The following is a 20,328-nucleotide window of genomic DNA, read 5'->3' on the forward strand; positions in this document are numbered from 1 at the left end:
CTGATTTAAATTAGTAAACAAAGAGACGTTGCCTTAATCTGTAGACGAATGACTGGCAGAGGCAGGAGGCGGGCAGGACGTCTCACGCGGCAAAAGTTCGATCGGTGCCCAGCGACATTCGGTGGTATAATTAGCGTCCTGCGCCCGACTATCTAACATGTCTAATGCAAGTGCAGCAGCCTCGCCCAAACCGATACGCAGTGACGTCGCCCGAGGGTGCATGCCTGCCGAAATAGGCAGACCATCCGTTCCCATTAAGGCAATATCTTGCCCCGGAGTGAGTCCTAAACCTTGAAGGGTCTGATAAATAAGTGGCAATGAACCGTCATCCACAATCAAAGCCGTGGGCCGATCTGCGGGATCCGCCAGTGCCGACTGAATCGTTTCGATTGCAGAGGCTGGCTGATAGCTCAATTCAGGCGCCCAATGTGGTGCCACACGTAGGCCGGCCTCCGCCATTAGACGATAGTACCACATGCGGCGCTCTGCCTTGTCCCGGTGATAGGCGGCTGCATCAGAACGCGCAAATAAACCAATCTTACGATGGCCCAGCTCCTGCAGATGCTCCAACTGCGTACGAACCAACTTTTCATTATTCACAGCAACACAAAATTCAGGTAGCACCGGAGCCGAGGGAAAGAGGTGCACAAAACTGACCTCATGCTCCTGCAAGACCTGATTGACATGGGCATCCTGCATACCAATGACCACACAGGATTGAAAGTCCACCCGGCTGATCAGATCATGCAATTCGTCATCCGCGGCACTGCCCAAGACCACATGCACCCGCGTGCTGCGCAAATCCTGCCCACATCGGCTGGCTAATTCGTGTAGTAGTTGCGGGTGAAATGTTTCAACCTCAGTCGTGTCCGCATCCAGCGCGCGCGTATTACTGGTGATGAAGAGGATGTCAACTTGAGCAGCGCGCGGCTTGGACTTGCTTTCAGAGAGAAAGATACCACGCCGTGGACGCGTTTCGATGATTCCCTGATTACACAGATCCTCGACCACCGCCTGAACTGTGACAGAACTCACTTGGCAAGATTTACTAATCTGCCGAACCGAGGGTAAGCGCTCCCCCCCATGCCGCTGGCGCACCAGTTTATTTATATACTTCACGACCCGACTGCGTTCCGGCGTGCTAACTGATGATGTAGTCCCATCATCTCCTGCATCTACTGTATCTGATATAGCCATTTTATAGGTCTCCTATTTTACTTATTTTGCAGGCTTGCCGATGGCTACCTTTAGATCGTCCATCGCACTCCAAAAACCCATTGCATAGTAGCGCAATTGCAAACGATCCAAGGTGCTCAAACGGCAGCCAATCGGATCCCCAATCGGCAGCCAATTCCCCGTGCCGCTTTGATCATAATAGGCCTGAGCAGATCCATCGGAAATTAACATCGCTACAGCAACCAGCCCCGCCCCTTCTGACTCTTCATAATAAGAGGCACTCAGCCCTTCAGACTGAACTTTACGCCCACCGACGAAGCTCTCCAAAACAACAGCTGGACGATCTTCCCCACCCTTCACCTGAATTTGCACATAGTCATCTCCATCGTAGAGACGCATTGCATATATATAAAACTCTGGCGAAGCATCCGTCTTCACAGCAGCCGAAAAGCTAAGTTCAACTGCCTCATCAGGCGCAAGAGTCGCATTGATGGCGCGCGAATAAATCTGATTAGCCCAGGTGCGATTCGGAGCATAACCGAGCGCCTGACCATTGAGCAAACGCCCATTACCAATTATCAAGCGCCCCTCTTCTGCGAGCCACTTAGATTCGGAAGAGTGCTCTAAATAAGTACCTTTCGCTGAACGAGAAAAATCCTCATCCAACAGCAGCACTTGAGAATGGGCACCAGCGCCCAACACCAACAGGCACAACGAAGAGGCGAGCAACTTCCCACGCCCAACACCATGTCTCTGACCACGCAGACACAAGCGATCCACAACCGCGTCCACCGCACAACGCCACTTAATTCCAAATATCTGATCCATAATAATAATATTCATACAAGTTACACTGCACAACTGTATCACATCTGTAATGATGTCCTGTCAATGGCATTTCATCATTTGAATCAAAAAAACAATCCAACGAAGAATTTCAAACGATCACAGCCCTCAATCCATCCACAAAAGAAGCCATCTAATAAACTGTAACACTATCTTCTAAAGCAAGATATAAAATACATACCCAACAAGCACAACACAAACAGCCCGGCCAAAGAAAGAGCAGCCCACACAGACAGCCACAAACCACAAAAAAAAGCACACATAGCAAAAACATGACACAACATATGCAGCCAGGGCAGGCCCCCAACAGCAGCTACAATAAACATAAGCCACGACAGCAAACACATTGAATTAAAGCGACTCAGAGATCAAAATTTGATCAAAATAAAGTCCTGGCAAGGAAAATGCTAAGCTCCACGCAACTGCAAAATTGCGAATGTCAGCTTGACAGACACACGCAATCTGTGATGAATCTGTTAAAGGAACACCAGGGTTCCTGTATGAAAAAACAAAAAAACAAGGAAATAAGAATACTACTCATGAATACAAAAATCAGCTCACACATAAGCAAGCAACGGGAACTCTCTGCATTCGTCGCCTTATTATCCATCGGAGCCTTGGTAAACAGCAGCTCTGCGTCCACCGTTGTCGCTGAGTACAGCTTTGATGGCGGAAGCATCAGCTCCAGCGACACCGAAACTGCCACAATCGCCGGTGACTATGTAGCGACAGTTGCACCGAATACTACGTCCTACTCTGGAACCAGCAGCTCCTCCGACAATGCCTTCTTTTTCTCATTTCAAACGGCTGCCAACCTAAATGATGCCATCAGCAGCAACGACTACCAGTCCTTCACCCTCGACGTAGAGACAGCTGGCGCCTCAGTCAGCTTAGAATCACTCGACTTCGACCAAGGCTGGTGGAACACAGCGGCCTCTTTGGACTTTAGCGTGTCCGTACTCAGCAGCTTCGACGGCTTCGCAACTGCAGGAGAATTGCTAGGAACCTACACCATCGACGGCGCGACCACTACCGATGCCAACACGACCGTAGCACAATCTATCAACTTGGCGGGCCTCACTGAATTTCAAAATCTGACCTCAGATGTTGAGTTTCGCTTCTACTTCTACGATAATTCCTCCGCGACCGATCGCACCCACCGCATAGACAACATCAGTCTCACTGCGAGCAGTGTAGTCATCCCGGAGCCCTCCTCAATGGCCTTCGTGTTCGCGCTCGTATCCTTAGGCTCAGCCGTCTCTCTAAGACGCAAACAGAAAAATTCGTAACAGCCTAACAGCAATTACAGAAATTTATTTGACTGCGCGGGATGCAAAGCATCCCGCGCAGTCTTACAGTCCGAGCCCCATTCAAGGCATACGCGCGACAAAAAGAGGAACCACACAGCCACCTGAGACCAAGTAGAATGAGACCAAAGCACACACACACACCACATCTCATCGGAAACCAGCGAAGACAACAGGCCTTTACCCTAATCGAGCTGCTCGCATCGATCGCCATCATCGCGATCCTCATAGCTGTGATTCTCCCAGCCATCGCACACGTTCGAGAGCGGGGAGATCGCGTCGCTTGCGTATCCAACATTCGGGCATTACTCACCGCCACCCTACAAGAGGCTTCCTTTAAAAACGGAGTCCTACCCGAGTTGCATCAATCCACTTACAATAATCCTTATTGGTTTGATGCCGACAACTTGGAGTCCTTTCGAGACACATACCAATTATCTGTAGATACATTTTACTCCTCTTCCAACCCAGACTGGGACGCTGAAAATTTTTGGGAATACTCCGAAACTGCTAAAGTCGCTGGTTATCTATATATGGGCAACGACAACAACTGGGCCAACAGCGCAGTCTTAAGCGAGAAAATCAGCGAAGAGCTGACACCCTTTGCAAAAAGAGTCACCGACGAAAGCGCTTACCAACATCTGTGGGTTGATTTAACGCGCCAAATGGGCGGCGAATGGGGCACAGGAGTCACCCACCACGATGCATCCGGCGAGCCCACGGGCTCCCATGCTGGCTTCAGAGATGGACACGTAGAATGGATCCCCTGGGAAGAGCTCAGCGAGCGGCACATGCAAATTGGTGGCATCAAAATGTGGTTCTAGTTTAGGACGAACCGGCATCGAAACTTCAAATCTCAGGAGGATCTGCGAGGGTTCTGGCTGGTCAAATGCTCTCCCGCCGAGTAAGACCACGGGATGACCTTTGATTTAATCGATAAAGATGCCGCAGACGCTTACAAAATTTTAGCCAGTCTAGTCACTCCGCGCCCGATTGCCTGGGTAACGACTCTGAATGCTGAAACTGTGGTCAACGCAGCCCCTTTTAGCTTTTTTAATGTATTTGGCTCCAATCCTCCGCTAGTTGCCTTCGCACCTGGAGACCGTGCAGCAGGTGTGCCCAAAGACACCGCGCGCAATATCCGTGAAAATGGCGAATTTGTCATCCACTTAGTGGATGCCTCGATGGCCGAGGCGATGAATGCCACCGCAGCCTCCCTACCCTATGGCGAAAGCGAGCTCGACCGTCTCGGCCTAAGCTTGGTAGCGGGTGAAAGCGTCTCCGTGCCTTGGATACGTGAAGCGCCCGCAGCCCTGGAATGCCGTCAGCACAGCACGATTGAAATTGGTTCCAACCGTGTGGTGCTGGGCATTGTGCAACGTGTGCATGTGCATGAGGGCATTCTGGATCCGAAAACGAAGCACATCAATGTCGACGCCTACCAACCGATCGGCCGCATGGCCTCTCCGAGTTGGTATTGTCAAACAGATCACTTGTTCGAAATGGAGCGTCCGAAGTAATCGCTGGAATTACTTCGCTTCAACGACAACTTTAATGCCCTCTTGGCGTAGGTTCACTTGAATGGCTTCGTCGATTTGATCCAGTGGGAACTTATGAGTGATCAAAGTGGAAACCGGCAACCCGATACGCTCAGCGCGTTGCAGGAAGTGATAGGCGTTGGGGTATTCGAAACTGTTATACACCCAGCTGCCAACAAGTGAGATCTCCTTGGCGCAAATGTCGCGGTGCGGATTGATCGCGCACTCGCCACCATCGACGAAGTGACCGACCTCACAAATGCCGCCACCACGGCGAATCAATTTATAGAGATTGGCGTGCGCGGCGGGCACACCGGTCACTTGGAAGCCCCAGTGGGCACCAAGGCCTTTGGTCAGGCCCTTGACCTTTTCAGCGATCTCATCGATGCCGGAATACTCCTTATAATTGATCACCTCGTCGGCTCCCATGCTGCGAGCGATTTCGAGACGTTCAGGATTTCCATCGAGTGCGATGATGTTATTCACGCCATGCGCGCGCAGCACTGCAATCATCAGCAAACCGATGGGGCCACAGCCTTGCACCACCACGCGAGTGCGGAAATTCAGGCGATTACTACTGCAGCTCTTGGCACGCTCCAAGGCGTGGCAGACAACGGCGGCGGGCTCGATCAGGCAACGTAGCTCGACACTCATGTCGTTGACCACGAAGAAAGAGGAGCCAGGCCGGATAATCATGTATTCCGCAAAGTAGCCGTTTAAATGGTTATCGGGCTCGTCGAGCAAGAGGCCGTAGACCTTAAGATCATCGCTCAAATTGGCTTTGGCGGGGTTGTATTTGGCCACCAAACAGTCGGGCGAAGTTTCCAATAGGCTGGTCACAATCTTATCGCCCACCTTCACGGCCTTGCCGACGCTGTCCATTTTAATGGCGCTGCCGACCTTCACAACTTCCCCCGTACCTTCGTGCCCGAGCACATTCGGTGTGAGGCCGAAGGGGTCAGACTTGTAGCAATGCACATCGGTGCCGCATACGCCACAGGCTTCGACTTTGATTAGAATCTCATCGTCTGCGATTTCACGAATCGGGAATTCTTTGATTTCAAATTTGCGTGGCTCTACCAGCACCGCAGCGCGGGCGGTCTTAGCTGCTGGACTCGATGTGGTGGGTGCGGCGGGTGTAGCGGGTGCGGCTTCGTTCTGAGCACCAACGCCTGCAATGACTTCTCGCACAATACGATCAATTTGCTCTTTACTTACGTTCATAAAATAGGTTTTCCAGGTTTACAGTGAATTCTTGAGAAGGAAAAAAAAGGCACCCATTCCGGGTGCCTGAGTGGATCAAAAATGAAACACGGCGCCTAGACGCTGAGCCCGAGTTGAGCGAAAGCCATTTCACGCTCGTCCAGCAGCTCTTGATTGGAAGCAGCGATCTTTTCTTTGGCATAATCTGTCAGACTAATGCCTTCTACGACGCGCCACTTACCGATGGCATCGACTTTGATCGGCATCGAAGTAATGAGACCCGCGGGCGAGCCATATTCACCACTGGAGATGACACAGACACTATGGAAATCGCCACGGGTGGGTGTGCACAAGTCACGCACGGTATCCACGACCGCATTGGCTGCCGAAGCAGCAGAGGAGGCCCCACGCGCTTCGATAATTGCTTTGCCACGTTGTCCGACGACCGGCACAAAGGTATCTTGCAACCAAGATTCGTCGGTAATGACGGCTGTAGCTTTCAAACGACCAATCTTGGCGTTGTAGAAATCTGGGAACATCGTGGGGCTGTGGTTGCCCCATACGCAGAGCTCGGAAACTTCCTTCACCGACACGCCGGCTTTTTGAGCGAGCTGTGTCTTAGCACGGTTCTCGTCTAGTCGAGTCATCGCGAAGAACTGATTATCAGGAATGTCTGGCGCACTCTTCATCGCAATCAGGCAGTTGGTGTTGCAAGGGTTACCGACCACCACAACGCGCACGCTAGGCTTTGCATTGTCATTGATCGCTTTGCCTTGGCCGACGAAGACCTTACCATTAATACCGAGCAGATCGGCACGTTCCATACCTTGCTTGCGCGGAACAGAACCGACCAACAGCGCCCAATCCACATCCTTGAAGCCAACTGCTAGGTCGGAGGTCTGCACGATTTCCGTCAGTAGTGGAAATGCACAGTCATCGAGCTCCATTGCGACACCTTTAAGTGCGGCCATTCCAGGTTCGATCTCGATCAGGTTGAGAGCAACCGGTTGATCGGGCCCAAACATTTGGCCAGATGCGATACGAAAAAGAAGAGCGTAGCCGATATTACCAGCTGCGCCTGTAACGGCGACACGGATAGGTGTTTTAGATTTCATAAAAAAAGGTTGTTTGGTTTTCGGTTAACTAGCTATCGGCTAATTAAAACCGATAACAGATGAACTGCTCTCCGCTAGCCGAGTTTTTGCATGATCATATCGGTGATCTTCTTAACCAGTGCTTCATCTGCTTCGCCTGCAGGCGCTGCAGGTGCACTGCCTACATTGCAAGCACAAGCAGCTGGCTGAGGCTGGGTGTGTACGGTAATTTCACCCGCGTCGCAGAGTTCGCACTCTTTAAACTCGTCAAGGCGAGAATCAGGCATACCGAGCTTCTTACGAATCTCGATTAGTTCCTTCAGCTTATCGGGACCGTATTGCTTAGGACCACCGATTTGCATCGTGACGGCAACTGTCTGACAGAATGCATCCGTATTCTCCATTTTCCAGTAAGCATCTTCCACATCCTTACCCCAGCAAATCACACCGTGATTTTGCATCAGGATAGACTGGTGCTTCTTGGCGAGTGCGCCTACTTCGCGGGCATTCTCAGGTGAACCTGGAGTTTGGTAGCTAGCAAGACCGATCACACCGAGGAAAACTTCGGGCTCAGGAATCAAGCAAGCAGGTGGCACCACTCCAGCAACCGCGAATGCGGTGCCGTATACAGGGTGCGCGTGCACGCAAGACTTTGCCTTAGGCTCGGCCTTCATGATTGCAAGGTGTGTGTTCACCTCAGAAGTGCGTGGGCGTGTGCCTGCGATTTGGTTACCGTCGAGATCCACCATGCAGATATCATCCGCGGTCATGAAGCCCTTAGAAATGAGTGTCGGTGTGCACAGCACCATGTTGTCGCCTACGCGGACCGTGATGTTACCACCGTTGCCATCGACGTAGCCCTTACTCCAAATGCGCTTACCGATGCCACACATGCGCTCTTTGATCGCTTGAATCTCGGGAGAGTAAAAGAACTTTTCAAGCTCGGCCGCAGTCTTAGGATCGCCGCCTGGCTTCCAGTTATACTCGGCATCGGGCAGCTCTGGAGTGTGGATGCGTGGCGCACCTGAAGCAGAAGCCGCAGGGGCCGCGGCGGCAGCGCCTGGCTTGGCTTTATGCTTCCGCATAAGGTCGCGCGCCATCGGCGTGAGCTTCGCGTTTTCGGGAACAGTGCTCAGGCACTGGCCTTGCTTGATCATTTTTTCGAGATCGTTTGCGGTGTAGAGTTTGCTCATAATATGAATGGGTTGACCAGTTTTCAGGTGGTCGGTTTTCGGTTGGATTTTTGAAGTTAAAAAATTTTTTGGTAATCTGGATTTCAGTTATCTGTTTTTCAGTGAGGCAATTTGTTTTTTAAACTGGTAACTAGTAAACAGGTGACTGGTGAACTGCTGCCGTTATGAGCTGCCAGTAGGCGGCTCATAATGGTAACGGTCGAGAAGTGCGACGCTGATCGCGTCGAGTGGCGTGCGATGCTCAAAGGGCTGCATGGCTTCGGCTCCTTCGACGTAGAGAATGTCGTCTCCGACTCCAGCACCGAGATTGTCATAAGCAATGAGCGTCCAAGCATCGGACAAGCCAGTAGGATTTTCTCCTGTTAATTCCTTAGCCCCTTGTGGCACCACTACAATGTAACGTCCGCCACGCAAACCAGAGTCTGCGTGACTGAGTGTTAGATTCCCGATGACTCTACCTATTTTCATTCTGCGTCGTCGACCAAGCCCATGACTTGGTTGCGTATGGGTGAAGTATCATCGTGAACGGAATTTTGTGTCCACGAACCATCGGTGGTAATAAAGACTCGTGCATGCTTCCCCGCTCCGATCGGATCGAGTGCGGCGAAGGGCGATCCCGCGTCCGCCCCATGCTCATCGATCGGTGTGCAGAGCACGATCTTTTGAGCCTTGAGGCTGGGGTGACCGATGCTGATCACAGCATGGCCATCTACGCGGGCGAGTATCATTACAATTATTAAGAATTAGGAAATAAGAATGAGGAATAAAACCCTCTATCGAACGATGTTTAGGTTATTGACCAAAGTGCAGCGACGGTAGCGGGTGAACGTGCGTGGAGTCGTGATACCTTCACCAGTGGTGGTAGCGATCGAGTAGCTGATAAAGCCTTCGCCGCCCATACCGAGACCAGCCACACATGGACCGTTCTTAACGTAAATAGTGGTGTCCATCTCCTGCCCCATCTGTGTCAAACGCTCAACATTCATGGAGTGAATCATCGCAGAGTGCTTGTCACCATGCTCGGATTGCTTGGCGATGCTAAGCGCTTGACTGAAATCGTTGGCACGCACGATTGGAAGCAAGGGCATCATTTGTTCTTCCTGAACGAATGGGTCATTGGCATCTGTCTCCGCAATCAGCATTTCAACGCTGGAGTCAATATTAAGCCCCGCAATGCGAGCGAGTGCATCAGGGTTTGCGCCAACCCACTTACGGTTGAGCACTGGGCTGCCGCAGCCGACGCCGTCTTTGAAGTCAAAGACTTCTTTTTTAATAGCTTCGAGTTGTTGCGCATTGAGCAAGACCGCACCTTGGCGAACCATGGCGTCGAGTGTCTTTTGATAAGAGTCGGCAACTGCGATGATTTGCTTTTCTGCAATGCAAAGAAGGTTGTTGTCGAAGCCACCACCGGTGATGATGTCACGAGCGACGCGATCGAAATCAAGCGCATTGCAGTCGTCGACCACTACAGGCGGGTTACCAGGACCGGCACAAATCGCGCGCTTACCAGTCTTCATCGCCGCATCCACGACACCGGGGCCACCAGTGATGCAGAGCAGATCGACATCCTCGTGTGAGCAGAGTGAATTGAAAGAATCAAGCGTAGGCTTTTCAATAGTGCAGACCAGATTGCTGATACCAATTTCGGCTTTGATTGCCTCATTGATTTCGTTGATCGCCAGAGCCGCCACGGCAGCGCCACCTGGGTGTGGGTTAAAGACCACGGAGTTGCCGGCAGCCACCATGTTAATGATGTTACCTGCAATTGTAGGCACCGAGTGAGTCAGAGGTGTGACCCCGACAATAACGCCCCAAGGAGCGGCTTCATCCATAGTGATACCGAAGTCACCACTCATGCCTTGAGGCACGAGGAACTCAGGTCCGAGCACGTTCTGCACGCCTTGCAATTTCAAGGGCTTGTGCGCACGACGACCGATCTTGGTCTCGTTATACTCAATGTCGCCCCAACGCTCAGCGCTGTCGACACACATCTTCTTCACCAGATTGACAATCGTAGTGCGAGCAGCCCAACCTTTTTTCTGGAGTTGCTCGAAGCCACTGCGTGCAGCGGCGACGGCCTGGTCGGCGTCATCAAAGACACCGTGCTTACCGGGGCGTGTTTGGATCGTAGGCATACCGATCGATCCCTTAGACTGGAGCTGTGCGAGCACTTCACTCACTACATCGCGAATCGCGGCTTCATTCAACTGACTCATATAAAGTTCTTTCTATTTATTAACTGTTTCTAGCTTCGTAAGTCTTCTGACCTCCAATGCTGACCGTATCGACCAGTCCGACGACGGCAGCATCGACGGGGAGTTGCTTCAAGCCTTCGGCCTGGCGAGCAGAACTGCCTTGCGCGAGCATGACCAGTTCCCCTTCACCAGCTCCAAGCGTATCGATTGCAATAATAGTATTGCTGCCTGGCTTGAATTTAGAGGTATCCTCTGGATCGACCAGCATCGGGCGAACCATGAGGAGCTTACGCCCCCGCATGGACTCATCCTTTTTCGTCGACACGACGGATCCTATGACTTTTGCGAGATACATCGAAGTTTACTTAGCAGCGCGCTTGGGAGCGGACTTAAGAGCAGGCACGACGTTTTCAACATCTTCGTGAGGACGTGCGATCACGTGTGCACTCACAACTTCGCCGTAGCGACCTGCAGCTTCGGCGCCCGCTTCAATCGCAGCATTGACTGCAGCCACATCGCCAGTAACAACTGCGCTGACAAGTGCACTACCGACGCCCTTCATAGGGCCGGCGAGTTCAACGTTTGCTGATTTGAGCATAGCGTCTGTGCCTTGCACGAGACCGATGAGTCCTTTAGTTTCGAGAATTCCAATTGCTTGTTTAGCCATAATATTTTGTAGGTTGATGTTTTTTATCTGAATTTAGATTGTAGGAAAGTTAGGTAGAGGAGTTTTAGCTGGCTTGCACCTTCCGGAAGACTTCTCGTGCGATCACGAGCTCTTCATTGGCAGGTATAACGAGCACTTTAATTTTGGAGTCGGGTGTGCTAATCACGCCCTCGGCTCCGCGAATTGCTTTCGCATTCGCTTCAGGATCTATTTGCACTCCGAAACCTTCGAGTCCGGCACAGACTGCAGCACGCAGATCGGCATCATTCTCGCCGATACCGGCAGTGAACACGATCGCCTCGGCGCCACCCATTTTAAAGAAGAAGGAGCCTGCCCAGTGGCGTATGCTATCGATCAATACATCGATCGCAAGTTGAGCATTTTCGTTCCCCTCTTCGATGGCTTCGCCAATATCGCGAGCGTCGTTACTGACTCCGGAAAGCCCGAGCAAGCCGCTCTCTTTATTGAGCTGACGCTCTGCTTCTTCGACGGAGAGTCCCAACATCTTACAGACATAAGGGATCGCCATAGAATCCAGATCGCCGACACGATTGTTTTGCGGCAAGCCGCCTTGTGGGCTAAAGCCCATGCTGGCGCCGATCGCGACACCATTCTGAATCCCTGTCACGGAGCTGCTGCCACCGAGGTGGCAAGACAATACGCGCAAGGGAGCGCCGTCATACTCACCGGGTCCGTCGACGTAGAGTTGACGCACACGATCAGCGATGGCTTCATTACCGAGCATTTCAGCGGAGCGCTCGGCCACAAACTTATGGCTGGCACCGTGAAAGCCGTAACGACGGATGCCCAAATCGCGCCAAGCCTGCGGAATCGCATAGTTGTAAGCGGCTGGAGTCATCCATTGATAAAAGGCCGTCTCAAAGAGCGCGACCCGCGGGACAGTTGGTAGTTTTTCCGCAAAGCAACGAATGCCGGCGGCATAAGCTGGATTGTGGGCGGGCGCGACTTCCTTGAAGCCTTCAAGTGCTTCAAGGACGCGCGCATCCGCGGTGACACAACCACTGAGATCTTTACCGAGAACGGTCTTGAAACCAACGGCATCGATTTCTTCGCCAGATTGAAGATGCCCCTCCCCGACTAGACTTTCTAACATCTCTTCGATGCAGCGAGTATAGTCAGTAACGCGTTCAAACCCACCACTGGCGAGTTGCGCGGCGTTGCTTTCGTCCATATCAAAGAGGCGATATTTGAACGAGGTGGAACCAAGGTTTGCGATGAGAATCTTCATATCTTTTGAGTTAACTAGTTTTCAGTTAACCAGTTCCCCGTAAATAAACTGGAGAACTGAAAACCGAAAAACTGATAAACCGAGCGAGCTCGCTTAAGCGATCCAATTACCGAGTTTACTAAGATCGTCGTGTGGACGAGGGATCACTTGCACAGCGACCACTTCACCGATTTGACCTGCAGCATCTGCACCGGCTTCAACAGCAGCCTTAACTGCAGCGACATCACCTGTGAAGAAGCCTGTGACCAGACCGGAACCAATTTTTTCGTAGCCAGTCATTGCGACGTCGGCTGATTTAAGTGCGGCATCGCATGCTTCCATGAGGCTCACGAGCCCCTTACATTCGATCATTCCAATTGCTTGTCTTGCCATAATAATATATCTCCCGATTTTAAGGGTTATGCTTCAAAGTATTTCAACAAGTCATCGTGCGGACGCGCAATGACGTGGGAGGCGACGAGTTCGCCAACACGGTTAGCCGCTTCGGCTCCCGCTTCGACAGCTGCTTTCACGCTGCCAACATCTCCTTTAACGAGAACAGTCAAAAAACCGCCGCCGATGGAGACCTGCTTCACAAGGCTAACCGAGGCCGCCTTTGCCATAGCATCACTGGCTTCAATCGAGCCGGTGAGACCTTTTGTTTCTACTAATCCGATGGATTCACTCATAATATTTGTGGGTTGTGTGTTGTGTTTGAATTAAACGCTAGAAAGCGAAGATTTGAGTAAAAGAGAACGCCGCGTAAACGTGGCGATAGTGCAGAATATTTAAACGGCTACTTAATGAGCTCGCAAGGGGTGTCTTGAGTAAAGCCGCAGGCGTTGCCCTCGTCGGTGTCGATATGAACCTCCAACTTAAAGGCAGGATCCACTCGGACAAAAATGCGGTCAAAGGTGACGCCAACATCACCGCCGACGCGCAACTTCATAAATGACTTATCTTCGACGCCATAATAAGCGGCATCTTCGGGCGCCATATGGACGTGCGGCGCAGCGCGGATCACACCCTCCTTCATTTCAAGAAAACCTGCAGGCCCCATCAACATGCAGCCTGGTGTGCCGGCGATGTCACCCGAGTTACGCACGGGTATCTTAAAGCCCAGAGAAATCGCATCGGTGTAGGCCAGCTCAACTTGATCAAAATCGCGACAGGGGCCAAGAATCCGCAAATTAGAGATTACACGGCTACGCGGCCCAATCATAGTCACCGACTCTTTAGCCGCATACTGACCATCCATGTATAGATCCTTCATGGGCGTCAGCGTGTGCCCTTTACCAAATAAGACCTCCACCGAAGCCTGCGATAAGTGGCAGTGACGCGCACTAATATTAACTACCAGTGGATTAGGAGCTGCATTCGAAGCTGAGCTCCGCAGCGAGCCTCCTTGGCCTACAAAACGAGAAAGACTCTGACGCACTAACTGCTCAACCTGAGCACGATTTAGGGGTGATTGACTCATAGGAATATCTTTAGAAAATTGGAATTTACAAAAGAAATCCAAATTTTCCCCACATAAGTCAACATATTTCTTGCATTTTCCCAAATAAATCAAAAATTAGTGGGCATGCTCGCCCCCGAACGCCAACAGCAAATACTCACACTCTTAGAAGAGCGCGGCACCGTGCGCACGATCGACCTCGCGGAAGAATTCCAGGTGACGGACGAAACGATTCGCCGCGACCTGCAGGTCCTCGCGGACAATCAACAGCTCAGCCGGGTCCACGGAGGCGCGAGCAGCCTCAATGGGCGCCCCAAGCTACAATCATTCAGCGAACGTCACCTACTTGAAGTCGAAAAGAAGGAAGCAATCGCCAAAGTCGCGCTAGAACGCATTCGCCCGGGACAGACCTACGCCTTCGACAGCAGCACAACTAGTTTTGCACTGGTCACCATGCTACCCGACCTCCCCTACCGCGTGCTGACGAATGCCTATGCGGTCATCGCTCAACTCGTCAACATGGAGCAGATCGATTTAATTTCAACCGGGGGCAACTACCATCCAAAGACTCAAACCTTCATCAGCGGCGAGAGCTATAGTGTGCTACGCAGGCACAACATTAACTGCGCCTTTGTCTCCTGCATCGGACTCGATAAGCAACGCGGCCCCTCGGAGGGTTTCGAGCAGCAAGCCGTCTTCAAAGAGACACTCATACAAGTGGCGCAAAAAGTCGTGCTACTGGTCGACTCCACAAAACTAAATCAAAACTCCGAATACTTCTTCGCGAACCTACACGACATTACCGAAATCATTACCGATAACGGTGCCCCTGCCGACTTCGTCAAAGAGCTGCGAGCTGCGGGCTGCACCGTAACGATTGCCCAACCATAACTACCAATAACATGTCAGAGAAAAAAATCTACCTCGCTGTCGACCTAGGCGGTGGCAGCGGACGCGTCCTTGCCGGAGAATACGATGGCGAACGCATCGAGCTACAAGAGTTAAACCGATTCGAGAATCGACCGCTGGAACTCCCCGATGGGCGCCACTGGAACTTAACAGGCATTTACCTTGATGTCTTGGACGGTCTCAAAAATGCGGCCAAGAAATATGGCAAACACCCGATCAGTGTCGGCATCGACACTTGGGGCGTAGATTACTCGCTACTCGACAAAGATGGCCACCTACTGGGACTCCCCTACCAATATAGAGACCCTCGCACCGATGGCATGATGGACAAAGCCTTTTCCATCATTCCGAAAAAAGAAATTTACGAAGCGACGGGCATTCAATTCATGCCTTTCAACTCGGCTTTTCAACTGCTCTCCGAGGTCGAGCGACAGAGCCCCGCAGTGGAAGCAGCCGAAGACTTACTCTTCACACCCGACCTACTAGGCTACTGGCTCACGGGCAAAAAGACACAAGAACGCAGCATCGCGAGCACCTCCCAACTCTACAATCCCAACAAACAAGACTGGGACTACCCTCTCATCGAGCGCCTCGGCCTGCCCAAGCGCCTCTTCAAGCAAATTACTGATGCCGGTGACACACTAGGTGAATTGCGTGCCCACCTAAAACAACACACAGGACTAAAGAAGCTCAAAGTGATCACCGTCGGCGGGCATGATACTGCCAGCGCAGTGGCCGCAGTGCCCAGCCAGAAAACGACCCCCGCCTTCTTAAGTAGTGGCACCTGGTCTTTAATGGGGCTCGAACTATCCAAGCCAGTCATCTCCGAGCAATCTTTCCAAGACGCCTTCACGAACGAAATCGGCGTCAACGGCAGCGTTCGATTCTTAAAAAACATCTGCGGCCTATGGCTGATTCAAGAATCACGTCGCTACTGGCTCGACCACGGGCATGACTACAGCTACGCCGACATGGCGGGGCTGGCCTCGAAAGTAACACCTTTCCGATCCTTGGTCGATCCCGACGATCCACGCTTCACCGAGGCCGGCCGCATGCCAGAGAAGATTCAAGACTTCTGCCGTGAGACCAAGCAACAGGTACCCGAAACCCCGGGCGAAACCATCCGCTGCATCTACGAGAGCCTCGCGCTACGCTATGCTGAAGTCTGGGCCAAACTGCCCAACTACACAGACGAAGCGCCCGACTGCTTACACATCGTGGGTGGCGGCTGTCAGGATAAGCTCTTAAATCAATTCACCGCTAACGCGCTCGGCACCAAAGTATTGGCTGGCCCCGTCGAAGCCACCGGCCTCGGCAATATCATTGCACAAATGATGGCCGACGGCGTCATTCAAACACTCGCTGAAGGCCGCCAGATCGTCGCCAAATCTTTCCCACTCGAAAGCTACGAGCCAGTCGACACGTCCGACTGGGATGCGGCAAAAGAACGCTTCAAAACCCTCTGCCAAAACTAAGCAACAGATACTCCCGCAGCGACCTGCGGCTTAAAATCTGAAAAAAACTACCATAATGAAAAGCCAGAATCATATCGAAAACCCTGATGTCATACTTATCGGCAGCGGCATCATGTCCGCGACGCTTGGAGCTGTCTTAAAGGAAATGAATCCTAGTCTACGTATCCAACTATACGAGATGACTGACAACTTCGCGGCCGAAGCATCCAACGGCTGGCACAACGCAGGCACCGGCCATGCCGGCTTATGCGAACTAAGTTACACCCCAAACTATGGAGCCGATGGCGAAGTTGATGTCGCAAAAGCGATCGAGATCTATCATCAGTTTGAGCATTCTCTTCAATTCTGGGGCTATGCGGCACGCACTGGCATGATCGACTCCGTCAAGGATTTCATCAATCCCGTCCCCCACTTAAGCTTTGTTTACGGACAGGAGCAAGTCGACTTCTTACGCTCGCGTCATCGCCAGATGACGAAGCATCATTTCTTCAAAGAAATGGAGTATACCGAGGACCGCGACACCATACGCCAGTGGTCGCCGCTGATTCTGGATGGACGCGACGAAAACGAACCTGTCGCCATGACCCGCATGCCCTATGGAACCGACGTCAACTTCGGCGCGCTAGCTGGCAAACTAATCGAGTGGCTGGGCAAGCAAGAGGGCTGCGGATACGCCACGAAACACCGCATTACCGATCTCAACAAACGAGACGGCAAATGGGAGCTTGAGATCAAAGACCTCAACACAAACAAGAGCTTCACCAATACTGCCAAATTCGTCTTCATCGGAGCAGGCGGCGGCAGCCTCCCTCTACTACAGAAGTCCGGTATCGACGAAGCCAAAGGCTTTGGCGGCTTTCCCATCGGCGGCCAATGGTTAATCTCCGAAAAGCCCGAGCTCGTCGAGCAGCACACCGCAAAAGTCTACGGCATGTCCCCCGGCGCGGCACCGACCATGGCAGTTCCGCACTTGGATACACGTATTATTGACGGTAAAAAAGCACTCCTCTTTGGGCCTTACGCATCATGGACGACTAAATTTTTGCATGAAGAAGGCAGCGCATTGGACCTGCCAGGGTCTATCCGTTTTGATAATATCGGCTCATTGATTAAAGTCGGGCTGCACAATATTCCACTCGTTCGCTACCTTGTCCAGCAAGGCACACAAAGCATGGAAACACGCTTAGGTGAGCTGCGTAACTTCTACCCGGGCGCAAAAGCTGAAGACTGGAAGCTGATTGACGCAGGCATCCGCGTGCAAGCGATCAAAAAAGAAGATGGTGATGCGGGCATCGTGCACTTCGGAACCGAAATGGTTACAAGTGCCGATTGCAGTCTGACTGCACTATTGGGTGCATCACCAGGCGCATCCGTTTCAACCAATGTAATTGTTCAAATTGTACAAAAGTGCTTCTCCCATGAGCTCAAAACTGAAGAAGGTCACAAGCGCATGAAGGCAATCATCCCCTCCTACGATGAAAACCTGATTGAGCCCCAACTAGCCGAGCGCCAAGCCGCACTCAGCAGAGAAGCAATGCAATCCCTCAACCTACTTTCCTAACTGCTCGAAATAAAGGAGTTACAATATGAATCTGCGATCCCCGATACTGCTCAAAATAATACCCTAGCAGCATCGGGGATTTTTTTGAAGTCAACAAATGCTGCACAGACCCATAAGATACTTGCATAATAAACCAAAACAGAATAAGCAACAGTGATACTACTATCAGAGGGACAATAGCCTCTTCACCCCCGCCACACAGAATAACCGCCAGATCACCTACAACATAAACAACCCAATCGTCGAACGAATCAGCCATAAGATTCTTACCACATCTAACTGATTAGTCCGAGCACATCTAAATGAGTATGCTCCATACACCTCCCAATCGCCCCACAGGCAAGTCTATCCAACTGATGACGACCTGCCTCTGCGACGCCTTTTATGCCGACGTGGCCCAAGCCACCGTCGAAGTACTTGAGTTTCTCGGTTGCGAGATTGAACTGCCCGACGGGCAGACCTGCTGTGGACAGCCTGCCTTCAACTCCGGCGACTGGACCAGCTCCCGCAAAGTCGTGCGCCACACCGCCAAAGTATTTGCGGGTGACAAGCCGATCGTCGCCCCCTCGGGCTCCTGCGCGGCCATGGTCTTCCATGGTGCGCCTTTGGCTTTCGAAAAAGAAGCCGACCTACCGGTAATTCAAGCGCTGGCCAACCGCACCTGGGAGTTGCTGGACTTTATCGTCTTCGGCCTCGGCGTGACTGAGTGGCCCGGCAAATTTGATGCCAAGATCACCGTGCACCGCAGTTGCCACCTGCGCGGCTCACGTAGCCCGGAAGCAATGGCCAGCCTCTTAAGCTCGATCGAAGGCCTCACCGTAGAGCCGATCGACGAGACGGAACAATGTTGCGGTTTTGGCGGCACCTTCGCGGTCAGTTTCCCTAACATTTCCAACCGTATGGGCACGCTCAAAATTGAGAAGCTCACCGCCTGCAAGCCCGACATCGTGGCCGCAGCCGATATGGGCTGCATGATGCACTTCGGCGGCATGATGGAAAAACAAGGCTTCCCACAAAAGCGCATGCACGTCGCCCAAATCCTCCGCGACTCTCTCAAAAACGCAGGCAAGATCTAAGCTATGAAGACTCAACAAAAAATTGATCGCACGGCGCGCGACCTCGATCCCGAAGTTCACAATTCCAACTTCATGGGCGCCAAGCTCAAGTCCGAGCGCCGCTATGCTACGCTACACCGTGATTACGACGCCCCTGACAAGCTACGTGAGACCGCCGGCCTGATCAAACAACACACGCTGGAACACCTCGACACCTATCTGGCGCAAGCGGAAGCCTCCTTCCAGCGCAACGGTGCCACGGTACACTTCGCCGTTAATGACGACGCGGTTAACGCCAAGGTGCTCAGCATCATGAACGAAAACAATGCCAAGAGTCTGGTGAAGTCGAAGAGCATGCTGACTGAAGAGACGCATATGCTCAAATACCTGGAGGAGAACGGCAAAGAAGTCGTCGAGACAGACTTGGGCGAGTTCATTCTTCAGATCGACAACGATCACCCCTCCCACATCGTCACGCCCATCGTGCACAAGAACCGCCGCGGCATCGCCAAGAGCTTCGAGCGTGAAGGCCTCGGCGACTACAACGACGATCCCGAAACGATCACTCGCCGCGCCCGCAAGCACCTGCGCCAAAAATACATCGATGCCGATGTCGGCCTGACCGGTGGCAACTTCGTTTCGGCAGAGAGTGGCCGCGTGGTGCTCGTCACCAACGAAGGCAACGCGCGCTTCTGCATGGCGGCCAACAAGATTCACATTGCAGTGATCGGTATCGAAAAGCTGGTGCCCACCGACCGCGACCTCGGCCTATTTTTAAACTTAATCGCTCGCTCCGGCACTGGCCAACAGCTCACCGTATATAACCAATTTATCGCAGGCCCCAAATCAAAGGACCAAGCTCACGGCCCCGAGCAAACACATATCATCTTCGTCGACAATCGTCGCACCGAAGTGCTGGCCAGTGACTGCCGCGAAATTCTCCGCTGCATTCGTTGCGGGGCCTGCCTCAACGTTTGCCCGATCTATCGTCAGTCCGGAGGCCACGCCTACCGCAGTGTCTACCCGGGCCCCGTCGGTGCGGTGCTGAGTCCACTGCTGGCAGGCAATCGCTTTCCAGAACTCGCGGACTTACCCAAAGCCTCCAGCCTCTGCGGCGCGTGCAACGAAGTCTGCCCGGTCAACATTCCGATCCCGGACCTATTGCTACGCTTGCGCGACAAAGCCAAGCGCGAAGGAGCCAAGGTCGCCATGAAGGGCACCCCCAACCTCACAATGTGGGCCACACTTTGCTCACAGCCTACCATGTGGAAAACCGCACTCTCCATGGGGCACACCATGAACTACATTCCCACTGAATTAGTGCCTCACCCATCCGCTAAATCTTGGCAAGGCGCACGCAAGTTGCCGAAGTTCCAAGGGGGCGAATTCCGTAAATGGTTCAAAAATAGAAAGTAATTTCAT

22 protein-coding genes are annotated in these 20,328 nt (G+C 52.3%); 8 read left to right on the forward strand and 14 right to left on the reverse strand.

Features of this window, described 5'->3' with window-relative positions; translation table 11 throughout:
* Window positions 1–33 precede the first annotated feature (33 nt).
* Window positions 34–1,197 (reverse strand): substrate-binding domain-containing protein, encoded by a 1,164-nt coding sequence (locus tag QEH52_RS12460; protein WP_308950864.1) that lies wholly within the window; start codon window positions 1,195–1,197, stop codon window positions 34–36.
* A 21-nt stretch (window positions 1,198–1,218) separates the two neighbouring features.
* A complete protein-coding gene (locus QEH52_RS12465; RefSeq protein ID WP_308950865.1) occupies window positions 1,219–2,019 on the reverse strand; it encodes a hypothetical protein in 801 nt (266 codons plus the stop codon).
* 542 nt (window positions 2,020–2,561) lie between these two features.
* Between QEH52_RS12465 and QEH52_RS12470 the strand changes: the two genes are divergently transcribed.
* From QEH52_RS12470 to QEH52_RS12480, 3 genes are all read left to right on the forward strand, one after another.
* The gene (locus QEH52_RS12470; RefSeq protein ID WP_308950867.1) at window positions 2,562–3,311 is read left to right on the forward strand and encodes a hypothetical protein; all 750 of its coding nucleotides are present in this window, start codon (window positions 2,562–2,564) and stop codon (window positions 3,309–3,311) included.
* A 137-nt stretch (window positions 3,312–3,448) separates the two neighbouring features.
* A complete protein-coding gene (locus tag QEH52_RS12475) occupies window positions 3,449–4,153 on the forward strand; it encodes a prepilin-type N-terminal cleavage/methylation domain-containing protein (RefSeq protein ID WP_308950868.1) in 705 nt (234 codons plus the stop codon).
* A 93-nt stretch (window positions 4,154–4,246) separates the two neighbouring features.
* The gene (locus QEH52_RS12480) at window positions 4,247–4,849 is read left to right on the forward strand and encodes a flavin reductase family protein (RefSeq protein ID WP_308950870.1); all 603 of its coding nucleotides are present in this window, start codon (window positions 4,247–4,249) and stop codon (window positions 4,847–4,849) included.
* A gap of 9 nt (window positions 4,850–4,858) precedes the next feature.
* On the opposite strand, the gene QEH52_RS12485 is transcribed toward QEH52_RS12480, so the two are convergent.
* From QEH52_RS12485 to QEH52_RS12540, 12 genes are all read right to left on the reverse strand, one after another.
* Window positions 4,859–6,091: a zinc-dependent alcohol dehydrogenase gene (locus QEH52_RS12485; RefSeq protein WP_308950871.1), complete on the reverse strand. Its 1,233-nt coding sequence runs from the start codon at window positions 6,089–6,091 to the stop codon at window positions 4,859–4,861.
* Between the two features lie 95 nt (window positions 6,092–6,186).
* A complete protein-coding gene (locus QEH52_RS12490; protein WP_308950872.1) occupies window positions 6,187–7,185 on the reverse strand; it encodes a malate dehydrogenase in 999 nt (332 codons plus the stop codon).
* 74 nt (window positions 7,186–7,259) lie between these two features.
* Complete coding sequence (locus QEH52_RS12495; RefSeq protein WP_308950874.1) at window positions 7,260–8,357, reverse strand: class II aldolase/adducin family protein; 1,098 nt, start codon at window positions 8,355–8,357, stop codon at window positions 7,260–7,262.
* 162 nt (window positions 8,358–8,519) lie between these two features.
* Complete coding sequence (locus QEH52_RS12500) at window positions 8,520–8,825, reverse strand: EutN/CcmL family microcompartment protein (protein WP_308950875.1); 306 nt, start codon at window positions 8,823–8,825, stop codon at window positions 8,520–8,522.
* Complete coding sequence (locus tag QEH52_RS12505) at window positions 8,822–9,085, reverse strand: EutN/CcmL family microcompartment protein (protein ID WP_308950877.1); 264 nt, start codon at window positions 9,083–9,085, stop codon at window positions 8,822–8,824. The genes QEH52_RS12500 and QEH52_RS12505 overlap by 4 nt, the downstream gene beginning before the upstream one ends.
* Before the next feature lie 45 nt (window positions 9,086–9,130).
* On the reverse strand, window positions 9,131–10,573 hold the full coding sequence (locus QEH52_RS12510; RefSeq protein WP_308950878.1) for an aldehyde dehydrogenase: 1,443 nt from the start codon (window positions 10,571–10,573) through the stop codon (window positions 9,131–9,133).
* A gap of 19 nt (window positions 10,574–10,592) precedes the next feature.
* Window positions 10,593–10,907 carry a EutN/CcmL family microcompartment protein gene (locus QEH52_RS12515; protein ID WP_308950879.1) on the reverse strand — a complete coding sequence of 105 codons (315 nt, stop codon included), beginning with the start codon at window positions 10,905–10,907 and terminating at the stop codon, window positions 10,593–10,595.
* Between the two features lie 6 nt (window positions 10,908–10,913).
* Window positions 10,914–11,219 (reverse strand): BMC domain-containing protein, encoded by a 306-nt coding sequence (locus QEH52_RS12520; protein ID WP_308950880.1) that lies wholly within the window; start codon window positions 11,217–11,219, stop codon window positions 10,914–10,916.
* A 64-nt stretch (window positions 11,220–11,283) separates the two neighbouring features.
* Window positions 11,284–12,468: an acetate/propionate family kinase gene (locus QEH52_RS12525; protein ID WP_308950881.1), complete on the reverse strand. Its 1,185-nt coding sequence runs from the start codon at window positions 12,466–12,468 to the stop codon at window positions 11,284–11,286.
* Window positions 12,469–12,561: 93 nt separating this feature from the next.
* Window positions 12,562–12,840 (reverse strand): BMC domain-containing protein, encoded by a 279-nt coding sequence (locus QEH52_RS12530; RefSeq protein ID WP_308950883.1) that lies wholly within the window; start codon window positions 12,838–12,840, stop codon window positions 12,562–12,564.
* A 26-nt stretch (window positions 12,841–12,866) separates the two neighbouring features.
* A complete protein-coding gene (locus tag QEH52_RS12535) occupies window positions 12,867–13,136 on the reverse strand; it encodes a BMC domain-containing protein (protein ID WP_308950884.1) in 270 nt (89 codons plus the stop codon).
* Window positions 13,137–13,243: 107 nt separating this feature from the next.
* On the reverse strand, window positions 13,244–13,927 hold the full coding sequence (locus tag QEH52_RS12540) for a PduL/EutD family phosphate acyltransferase (protein ID WP_308950886.1): 684 nt from the start codon (window positions 13,925–13,927) through the stop codon (window positions 13,244–13,246).
* Between the two features lie 105 nt (window positions 13,928–14,032).
* Here QEH52_RS12540 and QEH52_RS12545 point away from each other — a divergent pair, with 105 nt between their 5' ends.
* The 5 genes from QEH52_RS12545 (at window position 14,033) to QEH52_RS12565 (ending at window position 20,322) form a co-directional block, all read left to right on the forward strand.
* Window positions 14,033–14,797, forward strand: coding sequence for a DeoR/GlpR family DNA-binding transcription regulator (locus tag QEH52_RS12545; protein WP_308950887.1), 765 nt, complete (start codon window positions 14,033–14,035; stop codon window positions 14,795–14,797).
* Between the two features lie 11 nt (window positions 14,798–14,808).
* Window positions 14,809–16,290, forward strand: a complete 1,482-nt coding sequence (locus QEH52_RS12550; protein WP_308950888.1) for a rhamnulokinase — start codon at window positions 14,809–14,811, stop codon at window positions 16,288–16,290.
* Window positions 16,291–16,345: 55 nt separating this feature from the next.
* Window positions 16,346–17,851, forward strand: coding sequence for a malate dehydrogenase (quinone) (mqo, locus tag QEH52_RS12555; protein WP_308950889.1), 1,506 nt, complete (start codon window positions 16,346–16,348; stop codon window positions 17,849–17,851).
* Between the two features lie 308 nt (window positions 17,852–18,159).
* On the forward strand, window positions 18,160–18,927 hold the full coding sequence (locus QEH52_RS12560; protein ID WP_308950890.1) for a (Fe-S)-binding protein: 768 nt from the start codon (window positions 18,160–18,162) through the stop codon (window positions 18,925–18,927).
* 3 nt (window positions 18,928–18,930) lie between these two features.
* Window positions 18,931–20,322 carry a lactate utilization protein B gene (locus QEH52_RS12565; RefSeq protein WP_308950891.1) on the forward strand — a complete coding sequence of 464 codons (1,392 nt, stop codon included), beginning with the start codon at window positions 18,931–18,933 and terminating at the stop codon, window positions 20,320–20,322.
* The last annotated feature ends 6 nt before the right edge of the window (window positions 20,323–20,328 follow it).

The organism is Thalassobacterium maritimum (genome assembly GCF_031127805.1).
Taxonomy (GTDB): Bacteria; Verrucomicrobiota; Verrucomicrobiia; order Opitutales; family Coraliomargaritaceae; genus Thalassobacterium; species Thalassobacterium maritimum.